The organism is Pseudomonas wadenswilerensis (assembly GCF_024749185.1).
Taxonomy (GTDB): domain Bacteria; phylum Pseudomonadota; class Gammaproteobacteria; order Pseudomonadales; family Pseudomonadaceae; genus Aquipseudomonas; species Aquipseudomonas wadenswilerensis.
In genome coordinates this window covers 3,940,376-3,953,063 of sequence record NZ_CP087191.1, presented here as the reverse complement: position 1 = coordinate 3,953,063, position 12,688 = coordinate 3,940,376, and the positions used below count along the sequence as shown (strand labels likewise).

The 12,688-nt window shown below is 63.5% G+C and carries 8 protein-coding genes; 5 read left to right on the top strand and 3 right to left on the bottom strand.

Annotated features, from left to right (window positions below; translation table 11 throughout):
- Window positions 1-20: 20 nt before the first annotated feature.
- Together LOY45_RS18080 and nagZ are read left to right on the top strand one after the other, a co-directional pair.
- The gene (locus LOY45_RS18080) at window positions 21-545 is read left to right on the top strand and encodes a L,D-transpeptidase (protein WP_115086085.1); all 525 of its coding nucleotides are present in this window, start codon (window positions 21-23) and stop codon (window positions 543-545) included.
- 22 nt (window positions 546-567) lie between these two features.
- A complete protein-coding gene (gene nagZ / locus LOY45_RS18075; RefSeq protein WP_177414849.1) occupies window positions 568-1,566 on the top strand; it encodes a beta-N-acetylhexosaminidase in 999 nt (332 codons plus the stop codon).
- An 81-nt stretch (window positions 1,567-1,647) separates the two neighbouring features.
- Here the strand turns inward: nagZ and LOY45_RS18070 are convergent, their stop codons facing one another.
- The 3 genes from LOY45_RS18070 to mfd all read right to left on the bottom strand — a co-directional run bounded on the left by LOY45_RS18070 (window position 1,648) and on the right by mfd (window position 8,308).
- Window positions 1,648-3,993 carry a DEAD/DEAH box helicase gene (locus LOY45_RS18070; protein ID WP_420832724.1) on the bottom strand — a complete coding sequence of 782 codons (2,346 nt, stop codon included), beginning with the start codon at window positions 3,991-3,993 and terminating at the stop codon, window positions 1,648-1,650.
- Window positions 3,994-4,287: 294 nt separating this feature from the next.
- Window positions 4,288-4,848, bottom strand: coding sequence for a CsiV family protein (locus LOY45_RS18065; protein WP_115086089.1), 561 nt, complete (start codon window positions 4,846-4,848; stop codon window positions 4,288-4,290).
- Between the two features lie 10 nt (window positions 4,849-4,858).
- Window positions 4,859-8,308, bottom strand: a complete 3,450-nt coding sequence (gene mfd, locus LOY45_RS18060) for a transcription-repair coupling factor (protein WP_115086090.1) — start codon at window positions 8,306-8,308, stop codon at window positions 4,859-4,861.
- Between the two features lie 169 nt (window positions 8,309-8,477).
- Between mfd and LOY45_RS18055 the strand changes: the two genes are divergently transcribed.
- The 3 genes from LOY45_RS18055 (at window position 8,478) to sthA (ending at window position 12,681) form a co-directional block, all read left to right on the top strand.
- Window positions 8,478-9,941, top strand: coding sequence for a glyceraldehyde-3-phosphate dehydrogenase (locus LOY45_RS18055; protein ID WP_115086091.1), 1,464 nt, complete (start codon window positions 8,478-8,480; stop codon window positions 9,939-9,941).
- 73 nt (window positions 9,942-10,014) lie between these two features.
- On the top strand, window positions 10,015-11,013 hold the full coding sequence (locus LOY45_RS18050; RefSeq protein WP_258578122.1) for an FAD:protein FMN transferase: 999 nt from the start codon (window positions 10,015-10,017) through the stop codon (window positions 11,011-11,013).
- Window positions 11,014-11,286: 273 nt separating this feature from the next.
- On the top strand, window positions 11,287-12,681 hold the full coding sequence (sthA, locus tag LOY45_RS18045) for a Si-specific NAD(P)(+) transhydrogenase (protein ID WP_115086093.1): 1,395 nt from the start codon (window positions 11,287-11,289) through the stop codon (window positions 12,679-12,681).
- The last annotated feature ends 7 nt before the right edge of the window (window positions 12,682-12,688 follow it).

Genomic DNA, 12,688 nt, shown 5'->3' with positions numbered 1-12,688 from the left:
ATCGGCTAAGCTAGCGCCCCATGGCCAGTCTCGATTTCCTGCACATTTCCCTCGCTGATCAATGCCTTTATGGGTTCGCCCAGGGGCAGTTGCGCCTGCGTCTTGAGGTGTCCACCGCGCGCAACGGTGCCGGTGAGCTCAAGGGTTCGGGCTGCACGCCGCGTGGGCGCCATCAGGTGCGCGCCAAGATCGGTGCCGGCCTGGCGCAAGGCGCGGTGTTGCGAGGTCGACGCTGGACCGGCGAAACCTGGTCGCCTGAACTGCACGAACAATTTCCCGGTCGCGACTGGATCCTCACGCGCATACTCTGGCTCAGCGGTTGTGAGCCGGGCATCAATCGCCTGGGGCCGGTCGACACCTTTCGTCGTTACATCTACCTGCATGGCACTCCCGATAGTGAACCTATGGGCGTGCCGTTGTCCCATGGCTGCGTGCGCTTGCGCAACGCCGACCTGCTGAGCCTGTTCGACCAGGTGCCGGTGCATTGCCCGGTGCAGATCGACGAAGCCGCATGCCCCCAATGGGCTCACATCAGCGTCAACTGAAGGATCAATTATGAGTGCCAGCCTGCAAGGCTCCCTGATGGTCGACATCGCCGGTACCTGGCTGACCGCCGAGGACCGCCAGCTTTTGCGCCAGCCCGAAGTGGCCGGCCTGATTATCTTCGCCCGTAACATCGAATGCCCGCGCCAGGTGCGCGAGCTGTGCGCTTCGATCCGCGCCATTCGCCCGGAGCTGATCCTGGCGGTGGACCAGGAGGGTGGTCGGGTCCAGCGCCTGCGCCAGGGTTTTGTACGCCTGCCGGCGATGCGTGCGATTGCCGATAACGACAATGCTGAATACCTGGCCGAGCAATGCGGTTGGCTGATGGCCACCGAAGTGCTGGCGGTGGGCCTGGACCTGAGCTTCGCTCCGGTGCTGGACCTCGATCACCAGCGCAGCGCCGTGGTCGGCAGCCGCGCCTTCGAAGGTGATCCGCAGCGCGCCACGCTACTGGCCGGTGCCTTTATCCGCGGTATGAACGCCGCGGGCATGGCCGCCTGTGGCAAGCATTTCCCCGGCCATGGCTGGGCCGAGGCCGATTCCCATGTGGCGATTCCCACCGATGAGCGCAGCCTGGAGCAGATCCGCGCGGCCGATCTGGTGCCGTTCACTCGTTTGAGTGGGCAGCTGGCGGCGGTGATGCCGGCCCATGTGATCTATCCACAGGTCGACAACCAGCCGGCCGGTTTCTCCCGGCGCTGGCTGCAGGACATCCTGCGCGGCGAGTTGGGTTTCAATGGGGTGATCTTCAGTGACGACCTGTCCATGGCCGGTGCCCATGTGGTCGGTGACGCGGCCAGTCGAATCGAGGCGGCGCTGAGCGCCGGCTGTGACATGGGCCTGGTGTGCAATGACCGGGCAGCAGCCGAGCTTGCGCTGACAGCGGCCCAGCGCCTGAAGGTCAAACCTTCGCCACGTATCGCGCAGATGCGCGGGCAGGGCTTTGCCCGTACCGACTATCGTCAACAGCCGCGCTGGCTGGAGGCGCTTGGGGCGCTCAAGGAAGCTCAACTGGTAGATTGATTGCAGGGCTGCGTTGCAGCCCATCGCTGGCAAGCCAGCTCCCACAGGGTCCGTGTGGGAGCTGGCTTGCCAGCGATGGATTCACCGCGCACTAGCGCCGTGCCGCTTCCCCGGCAACGGCGCCAACAGCGCATCGATATCTTCCGCCGCCAAACGCCAGTCCCCCGCCTGCCGTCCATCCAGCACACCCGCCGCCAGCGCCGATTTCTCCTGCTGCAACTGCTGGATCTTCTCTTCCACCGTGCCCCGGGTAATCAGCTTGTAGACGAACACCGGCTTCTCCTGGCCAATGCGATAAGCGCGGTCGGTGGCCTGGTTTTCCGCTGCCGGGTTCCACCACGGGTCGTAGTGGATCACGGTGTCAGCCGCGGTCAGGTTCAAGCCAACGCCGCCGGCCTTGAGGCTGATCAGAAAGATCTGCAGCTGGCCGCTTTGGAAGTCCTGCACCGGCGCCCGGCGATCGCGGGTTTCGCCGGTCAGCAGGGCGTAGGCGATACCGCGTTGCTGCAGCTCTGCCTCGATCAATCGCAGCATGCTGGTGAACTGCGAAAACAGCAGCACCCGCCGGCCTTCGGCGAGAAGCTCTTCGAGCATCTCCATCAGGCTCGCAAGCTTGCCTGAATGAGCGCCCCGAGCGGTCGAGGCCTCGCTGTTGATCAGGCGCAGGTCGCAGCACACCTGGCGCAGCTTGAGCAGCGCTTCGAGGATGATGATCTGGCTGCGCGCCACGCCCTTGCGGGTGATTTCCGCACGGACTTTCTGGTCCATGGCCAGGCGCATGGTTTCGTACACGTCGCGCTGCGCATCGCTGAGCTCGACCCAGTGGATCATCTCGGTCTTGGCCGGCAGTTCGGTGGCCACCTGTTCCTTGGTGCGGCGCAACAGGAAGGGTTTGATCCGGGCGTTGAGGTGCTGCAGGCGTTCGCCATTGCCCTGGCGCTCGATCGGCACCCGGTAGTCGCGGTTGAAGGCTTTGGCATCACCCAGCCAGCCAGGCAGCAGGAAGTGAAACAGCGACCACAGCTCGCCCAGGTGGTTTTCCAGCGGCGTGCCGCTCAGGCACAGGCGCTGGCGGGCTTCGAGCTGACGCGCCGCCTGGGCCGCCTTGCTGCCCGGGCTCTTGATGTACTGCGCCTCGTCGAGGATCAGCACATGCAGGATCAGGCCCTTGAAGTGCGCCAGGTCCTTGGGCAGCAGGGCATAGGTGGTCAGCAGCAGGTCGTAGTCCTGCAGGTTGTCGAAATGCTTGCGCCGGCCGATGCCCTGCAGGGCCAGAACCCGCAAGCCGGGGGCGAAGCGTTCGGCTTCGTCCTGCCAGTTGGGGATCAGGCTGGTGGGCATCACCACCATGGCCGGACGGGTCAGGCGCCCGGCGTTCTTTTCGCTGAGCAGGTGGGCGAGGGTCTGCAGGGTTTTGCCCAGGCCCATGTCGTCAGCGAGGATGCCACCGACCTCCAGCTCGCGCAGGGCCTGCATCCAGCTCAGGCCTTCGATCTGATAGGGGCGCAGGGTAGCATTCAGGCCATCCGGGGTTTGCGCCGGCTGCAGGCGGATGTCGCGCAGGCGCTCGCCCAGGCCGCGTACCCGCTCGCCGCCTTGCCAGCTCAGTGGCAGGTCTTCCAGGGCGTTGAGGCGGGTGGCGTCGAGGGTGGGCAGGCGCACGCTGGTTTCACCGGGCTCACGCAGGTAGAAGTCGCCGAGGGTTGCCAGTACCGGCTTGAGGCGGCCGTAGGGCAGGGCCACTTGCAGGCTGCGCCGTGCTTCGCCCGCAGGGGCGGGAATCTGCACCAGCAACTGTTCATCATCGCGGCGCTTGTGCAATTGCGCCGGGTTGAGCAGTTCCGGATGGCTGCGCAGTACGTTGAGCAGGATCGGCAGCAGGCTCAGGCGCTGGCCATTGACCTCGATGCCCAGTTCCAGGTCGAACCAGTCGCGGCCGCTGGCCTCGTCGATCTGCGCGTACCAGTCGTCAACCTCGGCGAGATTGAAGGCGAAGTCGTCGGTGTACTCGATCTCCCAGCCTTGCTCGCGCAGGGCAGGCAGGTCGTTGAGCATGAAGCGCAGCCAGGCCGCTTCGGAAGCCAGTTCCAGCAGGTCGCCGGCGCTCTCCGGCAAGGCCTTGCTTTGCCGGGTGGCGACCTTGAAACCCAGGCGCTGAAGGGTCTGGCGGATCTGGCTTTCGATCTCGGTGTGGCGCTGTATGCGTTGGCTGGTGGTGCCATCCAGGCGGGTGACTTCCTTGCCTTGCCTGCCGCTGGCGCGAATGCCGTCATAGTTGAACGACAGCGCCGCCCGGTGCTGGTGCTGGCGCTGCATCCTGCCGGTTTGCGGCACGTAGGCGCTGAATTCGTGGCTGCCCAGAATCAGGTGGGGCGTGGGGGCAATACCGTCGATGATCTTCTCGCTCAATGTTCTGGGGGTGGGGATCTGCCGATTGAGGGTGTGGATCCGGTGGCTGAATTTTACCACCTGGCTTTGCGGAACCACCGGCGCCGAAGCGAGGTACGAAGCAATGACTTGATCATAGCTGTGGCGCAGGCGGCCAATCCTTTCCTCGGCCGGATCAAAGTAGTACTGCCATCCTTGCGGCGGTTGCAGGTGTACGGGGTAATCGAGGCTTTGCCCTCTGGCATCAGGTCCAGCTCGTACACCAGCATGCGCCCGACGTGGCTGACGGCTTGGCCAGTCTGTCGAGCCAGTTTTCCAGGGGCGGGCATCCGGCTACTGCTCCATCATCTCCGGCGCAGGCGTCGGCGCGCTCACTGGCCGGTTGGCTGTGACCTTGAGCAGCAGGGCCAGGTGGCCGCCGTCGAGAAAGGTCAGCTCGCCATTTTTGATGTTGCTGTTGCTCTGCTTGAGCGGCTCGCTCTGGATCACGCTGCCATTGCCGTCGAACTGGTTGACCCAGAAGTTGGCATCCGCTGCGATGAAACGCTCTTCCTTGAGGGTCAGGTTGCCGGCGATGGGGAACTGGCCGAAGTGTTCTTCGCCATCGCTGATCGCCACCGTGCCGGCGTCCTGTTTCCAGGCCTTGTGCAGCAGCACGGTGTACTGTGGGTCGGCCGCAAGCTTGGCCGCCTCGTCATTCAGTACCGGTTGGCGCAGGTCAGCCTCGGCGACGACCTGGGCGCCGTTGCGCCAGTCTTCCGGGGCCGACTTGCTGGTGATTGCCGGCACGGCGTTCTGCCGCACCAGGATCATTTCGACCTGAAAAGTGCCATCGGCAAATGCCGCCGGGGCAATCAGCGCCAGCAGCAGGGTCAGGCTACGCATTGCACGCATGGATCTTCCTTCACGCAGATTGTGGGGTCAGGCGCTCGAACAGCGCCTCAAGGTTGTTGAAGCGTTCTTCCGGGCGCTCCATCGGCACCAGGAACTTGAACTGGGTGGCGCCTTCGAACTTGTAGCGTTTGGGCTGGCCCTGGATCAGCTTGATCAGTACCAGCGGATCGACCGGGGTCTCGGCCTCGAATTCGATCTTGCCGCCATTGGGCCCGGCGTCGACCTTCTTGATGCCGAGTTTCTCTGCCTGCAGCTTGAGCAGGGTCAGGCGCACCAGGTTCTTGGTCGGCTCCGGCAGCAGGCCGAAGCGGTCGATCATCTCTACCTGCAGGTCCTTGAGGCCGTCTTCGTCCACCGCCGAAGCGATGCGCTTGTAGAGGATCAGCCGCGCATGCACATCCGGCAGGTAGTCCTCGGGAATCAGCGCCGGCAAACGCAGGTTGATTTCCGGGCCGCCGCCCAGCGGCTGGTCGAGGTTCGGCTGGGTGCCTTTGCGAATGGCCTTGACCGCGCGCTCGAGCATTTCCATGTACAGGGTAAAACCGACCGCCTGGATCTGCCCGCTCTGGCCTTCGCCGAGCAGCTCGCCGGCGCCGCGGATTTCCAGGTCGTTGGTGGCCAGGACGAAGCCAGCCCCCAGGTCCTGGGTGTTGGCGATGGCTTCCAGGCGCTTCTCGGCGTCCGGGGTGATCTGCTGGCGCGGCGGGGTGAGCAGGTAGGCATAGGCCTGGTGATGGCTGCGCCCGACCCGGCCGCGCAGCTGGTGCAGCTGGGCCAGGCCGAACTTGTCGGCACGCTCGATGATGATGGTGTTGGCGCTTGGCACGTCGATGCCGGTCTCGATGATGGTCGAGGCGATCAGCACGTTGAAGCGCTTGTGGTAGAAGTCGCTCATCACCTGTTCGAGTTCGCGTTCGCGCATCTGCCCGTGGCCGATGCCGATGCGGGCTTCCGGTACCAGCTCGGCAAGGTCGGCGGCGCATTTTTCGATGCTCTTCACATCGTTGTGCAGGTAATACACCTGGCCGCCGCGCAGCAGCTCACGCAGCAGTGCTTCCTTGACCGTGCTCTTGTTCTGCTCCATGACGAAGGTGCGCACCGACAGCCGGCGCGCCGGCGGCGTGGCGATGATCGACAGGTCGCGCATGCCGGCCACGGCCATGTTCAGGGTGCGCGGGATCGGCGTGGCGGTCAGGGTAAGGATGTCCACCTCGCTGCGCAGGGCCTTGAGCTGCTCTTTCTGGCGCACGCCGAAACGGTGTTCTTCGTCGATGATCACCAGGCCCAGGTCCTTGACCTTGACGTCGTCCTGCAACAGCTTGTGGGTACCGATGACGATGTCGATCTTGCCTTCGGCCAGGTCCGCCACCGCAGCGGCGACTTCCTTGGGCGACTTGAAGCGGCTCATCACCTCGACCGTTACCGGCCAGTCGGCAAAGCGGTCGCGGAAGCTGTTGTAGTGCTGTTGGGCGAGCAGGGTGGTGGGGACCAGGATCGCTACCTGGCGGCCGCCGTGTACGGCGATGAACGCGGCGCGCATGGCCACTTCGGTCTTGCCGAAGCCGACGTCGCCGCACACCAGGCGGTCCATCGGCTTGGCCGCGAGCATGTCCTCGCGCACCGCTTCGATGGCGCTCTGCTGGTCCGGGGTTTCCTCGAAGGGGAAACCGGCGCTGAAGGTGGCGTAATCCACCGACGGGTCGGCGAAGGCATAACCTTTGCGCGCGGCGCGGCGGGCATAGATGTCGAGCAGTTCGGCGGCCACGTCACGCACCTGTTCGGCGGCCTTGCGCTTGGCTTTCTGCCAGGTTTCGGAGCCGAGCCGGTGCAGCGGCGCCAGGGCGTCGTCGCTACCGGTGTAGCGGGCGATCAGGTGCAGGTTGGCCACCGGCACGTAGAGCTTGGCGCCCTCGGCGTATTCGAGGGTGAGGAACTCGGCGGCCTGGTTGTCGATCTCCAGGGTGGCCAGGCCCAGGTAGCGGCCGACACCGTGGTCGATATGCACCACCGGCGCGCCTTCGCGCAGCTCGGTGAGGTTCTTGATCACCGCGTCGTTGTTGGCGTCGCTGCGCTTGTCGCGGCGCCGGCGCTGCATCACCCGCTGACCGAACAGCGGGCTCTCGGCGACCAGGGCAATGGCCGGCTCATCCAGCAGCAGGCCTTCGTCCAGCGGCGCGATGGTGATTGCCAGGCGCTCCTTGCCGGCAACGAAGGCGCTCCAGCTGTCGACGGTTTGCGGGCGCAGCTTCAGGCGCTCAAGCAGCTCCAGCAGCACTTCGCGACGGCCCGCCGACTCGGCGGTGAACAGCACGCGGCCGGGGAATTGCTCAAGAAAGCCCGACAGCGCCGCCAATGGCTGGTTGGCCTTGGCTTCGATGGCAAGGTTGGGCAGGACCTGGGCGGCAAAGCGCTCGCGGCCGACGCCGCTGTCGACGTCATCCTGGCTGACCACCACCCGTGGCCAGCTTTTCAGCCGGGCGAAGCAGTCTTCCACCGGCAGGAACAGCTCGGCCGGCGGCAGCAATGGCCGTGCCGGGTCGATGCGGCGCTCCTCGTAACGGTTGCGCACATCGCTCCAGAAGTGCTCGGCAGCCTGCTCGACGCCCGGCAGGGAGAACACCTGGGTGTCCTGGGGCAGGTAGTCGAACAGGGTCGAGGTGTCTTCGAAGAACAGCGGCAGGTAGTACTCGATACCGGCCGGAGTGATGCCGCTGGACAGGTCCTGGAAGATCGGGCAGCGGCGAAAATCGACATCGAAACGCTCGCGAAAGCGCGCCTTGAAGCGCGTCACTGCATCTTTTTGCAGCGGGAACTCGCGGGCTGGCAACAGCCGCACCGAGTCGACCTTGTCGATCGAGCGCTGGGTTTCCGGGTCGAAGGTACGCAGGGTCTCGATCTCGTCATCGAACAGATCGATGCGGTACGGCAGCTTGCTGCCCATCGGGAACAGGTCGATCAAGGCGCCGCGCACGGCGAATTCGCCATGCTCGTACACCGTGTCGACACAGCGGTAGCCGCTGGCTTCAAGGCGCGTGCGCATCTGCTCGACATCAAGCTTCTGGCCGATGTCCAGGACCAGGCTGCTGCCGAGCAAGAAGCGCGTCGGCGCCAGGCGGTGCAGGGCCGTGGTGATCGGTACCACGAGAATGCCGTGATCGAGCTCCGGCAGCCGGTACAGGCTGGAAATCCGCTGGGAAATGATGTCCTGGTGCGGCGAGAACAGGTCGTAGGGCAGGGTTTCCCAATCGGGGAACGGCAGCACCGGCAGCTCGGGCGCAAAGAAACGCAGCTCCTGCTCGAGGCGGTCAGCGCTCTGGCTGTCGGCGGTCAGCAGCAGGGTGAAGCGTTTGGCGGCACTGGCCGCTTCGGCAATGGCCAGGCTCAGGGCGGCGCCCGGCAGGTTGCCCCAGGTTTGTTTGCCGGCAGTGGCCGGCAGGTGCGGTAGACGCAGAACAGGCACGGGAGGTCGAGCTCCAAGCGTTGCGACAAAGACGCCAATTGTAGCGGGCACAGGCCCGCGCTGTCAGGTTTGTGCAGGCTAAAAGCATGTAGTGAATTGCCGGCGACAGGCGCTCATTGCCCGATGGGCTGCGGGGCGTCATAATGTAGCCCCTTTTTTCTGTCCCTACATGTGGAAGGTTCCCGTGACTCAGAAGCCCGACCAGTGTCTTGGTGAGTGGATTGATCGTGAAGCGCTTGCAGAAGCGATGATCCCGCTTATCGGTCAGCTCTACCGCAATAACAATGTGGTGAGCTCGATCTATGGCCGTAGCCTGATCAACCGCTCGGTGATCTCGATCCTCAAAGCACACCGCTTTGCCCGTCATCGCCAGACCGACGAAACCGAACTGTCTGTACACGAGACATTCCCGCTGCTCAAAGCCATGAGCGAGCTGAAACTGGGCGCCGCTTCGGTCGACCTGGGCAAGCTGGCCAACAAATTCAAGCAAGAAGGCAACGGCCGTAGCGCCGAGCAGTTCGTGCGTGAAGAAATGGCTGACGTGGTTGGCCAGCAAAACGTTTCGGCGCGCAAAGGCACTGACGTCGTGCTGTACGGCTTCGGTCGTATCGGCCGTCTGCTGGCGCGTATCCTGATCGAGAAAACCGGTGGTGGCGACGGCCTGCGTCTGCGCGCCATCGTCGTGCGCAAAGGCGCCGAGAACGATCTGGTCAAGCGTGCCAGCCTGCTGCGTCGTGACTCGGTGCACGGCCCGTTCGATGGCACTATCACCATCGACGAAGCCAACAACACCATCACCGCCAACGGCAACCTGATCCAGGTTATCTACGCCAAGAACCCGAGCGAAGTCGACTACACCCAGTACGGCATCGAGAATGCCCTGATCGTCGACAACACCGGTGTATGGCGTGACGCCGACGGCCTGGGCCAGCACCTGGCCTGCCCGGGCGCTGCTCGCGTGATCCTCACCGCACCTGGCAAGGGCGCGCTGAAGAACATCGTGCACGGCATCAACCATGGCGAGATCAGCGCCGATGACAAGATCATCTCCGCGGCTTCCTGCACCACCAACGCCATCGTTCCTGTGCTGAAGGCGGTCAACGACAAGTTCGGTATCATCAACGGTCACGTTGAAACCGTTCACTCGTTCACCAACGACCAGAACCTGATCGACAACTTCCACAAGGGCAGCCGTCGTGGCCGTGCCGCGCCGCTGAACATGGTAATCACCGAGACCGGTGCCGCCACTGCAGCCGCCAAGGCACTGCCAGTGCTCAAGGGCAAGCTGACCGGCAATGCGATCCGCGTACCTACGCCGAACGTGTCGATGGCCATCCTGAACCTGAACCTGGAAAAAGCCACCAACCGCGAAGAGATCAACGAGTACCTGCGCCAGATGGCCATGCACTCGGACCTGCACAAGCAGATCGACTACGTGAGCTCCCAGGAAGTGGTCTCCACCGACTTCGTCGGCTCGCGCCACGCCGGTGTGGTCGATGCCGAAGCCACCATCTGCAACGATAACCGTGTTGTCCTGTACGTCTGGTACGACAACGAATTCGGTTACAGCTGCCAGGTAGTGCGCGTGATGGAAGACATGGCTGGCGTCAATCCGCCTGCTTTCCCACGCTAAGCTTGGCTTGGTCGTGAAAGACGGGAACCTCAGGGTTCCCGTTTTTTTTGCCTGAATTTCTCCAGGAGGTTGGATGCGCAAGGCAGTGTTGACAGGCGTGTTGCTGAGCCTGGCCGGATGCGGGCAAGGCGACAGTCTCGAGCGCATCAGTGGCCCGACCATGGGCAGCAGCTATACCGTGCAGTATGTGCGTACACCCCGGGGCCCGGCGCCGGAGCAGGTCAGGCGCGAGGTGGAGCGGATTCTCGAGGGCATCGATAAGCGCTTTTCCACCTACCGCAGTGATTCGTTGACCGAAGCCTTTAACAGACTGCCAGCGAACAGTTGCCAGCCAATGCCGGCTGATGTGCTTGAGCTGGTGCGGGTTGGCGAGCAACTGGCGCGGCAGAGTGACGGCGCGTTTGACCTGACCGTGGAACCGTTGCTCGACCTGTGGGGCTTCGGCCCGCAGTCGCGCAGTGAAAAAGTACCGGATGCCCAGGCCCTGGCAGCCACTCGCCAGCGGGTCGGGCATGGGCATTTGCGCATAGTTGGCGAGCAGTTGTGCAAGGATGCGCCGGTGGAAGTGGACTTCAACAGCATCGCTGCCGGGCATGCGGTGGACTTGCTGGTGGAGCGGCTAAAAGCCCTGGGTGTCGCGGATTTGCTGGTCGAAGCCACAGGCGAGCTCAAGGCCATCGGGCGCAAACCGGACGGCAGTCACTGGAACGTGGCCCTGGAATTGCCCCGCGATGATCGTCAGATTGCCCAGCAAGTGCTGGCGGTGGACGGTTTTGGTGTGTCTACCTCCGGTGACTATCGCAATTATTTCGAGGAGAATGGCCAGCGCTATTCGCACACCTTCGATGCGCGTCTGGGTAAACCGGTGAAACACGACCTGGCGGCGGTGACGGTGTTTGACCGATCGACGCTGATGGCCGATGGGTATTCGACCTTGTTGTTTATCCTCGGGCCTGAGCGGGGCTGGGAATTTGCCCTCCAGCACGAGATTGCTGCAGTGTTCGTGACCCGGGTTGCCGATGGTTTCGTCTCCCGCAGTACGCCGGCGTTTGCCCAGGTGAACAAGCAGTAACCAGTTTTTGTGGGAGCTGGCCTTGCCAGCGATGCAGGCGACGCGCAATCGCTGACACTGCGCTGATGCCATCGCCGGCAAGGCCGGCTCCCACAGGGTTTGTGTAAATGACATGTAGTGCAGAGAAAAATAGCCTACGACGCGACCAAGGGTTAATGTGCGCGGCGTTCAAGCTTGATTAGACTGCACCCGAATTTTTTCATGGCGCCGCTGGCGACATGAGGTAGCCCCGCCCGCCGATGTGGCGCGCGGGCCTGTTCTGAAGGAGTACGCATGGCTGTCTACAACTACGACGTAGTGGTGCTGGGTTCCGGCCCCGCAGGAGAAGGGGCGGCAATGAATGCTGCCAAAGCAGGACGCAAGGTGGCGATGGTCGATAGCCGTCGCCAGGTCGGCGGCAACTGCACCCACCTGGGCACCATCCCGTCCAAGGCCCTGCGTCACTCGGTGCGCCAGATCATGCAGTTCAACACCAACCCGATGTTCCGGGCCATTGGTGAGCCGCGCTGGTTCTCGTTCCCTGACGTTCTGAAAAGCGCCGAGAAGGTGATCTCCAAGCAGGTCGCCTCGCGCACCGGCTACTACGCGCGCAACCGCGTCGACGTGTTCTTCGGCACCGGCAGCTTCGCCGACGAGCAGACCATCGAAGTGGTCTGCGCCAACGGCGTGGTCGAGAAGCTGGTGGCCAAGCACATCATCATCGCCACCGGTTCGCGTCCGTATCGCCCGGCCGATATCGATTTCCACCACCCGCGAATCTACGATAGCGACACCATCCTCAGCCTCGGCCACACCCCGCGCAAACTGATCGTCTACGGCGCTGGCGTGATTGGCTGTGAATACGCCTCGATCTTCAGTGGTCTGGGTGTGCTGGTAGAGCTGGTGGACAACCGCGGGCAGTTGCTGAGCTTCCTCGACTCGGAAATCTCCCAGGCGTTGAGCTACCACTTCAGCAACAACAACATCACCGTGCGCCACAACGAAGAGTACGAGCGTGTCGAAGGCCTGGACAACGGTGTGATCCTGCACCTCAAGTCCGGCAAGAAGATCAAGGCCGACGCCTTGCTCTGGTGCAACGGCCGTACGGGCAACACCGACAAGCTGGGCCTGGAAAACATCGGCATCAAGGTCAACAGCCGTGGCCAGATCGAAGTCGACGAGAACTACCGCACCCATGTGCCGAACATCTACGGTGCCGGTGACGTGATCGGCTGGCCGAGCCTGGCCAGCGCCGCCCACGACCAGGGCCGCTCGGCCGCTGGCAGCATCGTCGACAACGGCAGCTGGCGCTTCGTCAACGATGTGCCGACCGGTATCTACACCATTCCGGAGATCAGCTCGATCGGCAAGAACGAGCAGGAACTGACCCAGGCCAAGGTGCCGTATGAAGTGGGCAAGGCCTTCTTCAAGGGCATGGCCCGGGCGCAGATCGCCGGTGAGCCACAAGGCATGCTGAAGATCCTGTTCCACCGCGAAACCCTGGAAATCCTCGGCGTGCACTGCTTCGGTTACCAGGCGTCGGAGATCGTCCACATCGGCCAGGCGATCATGGATCAGCCGGGTGAGCACAACACTCTGAAGTACTTCGTCAACACCACCTTCAACTATCCGACCATGGCCGAAGCCTATCGGGTAGCGGCTTACGACGGCCTCAACCGGCTTTTTTGAGCGGCTC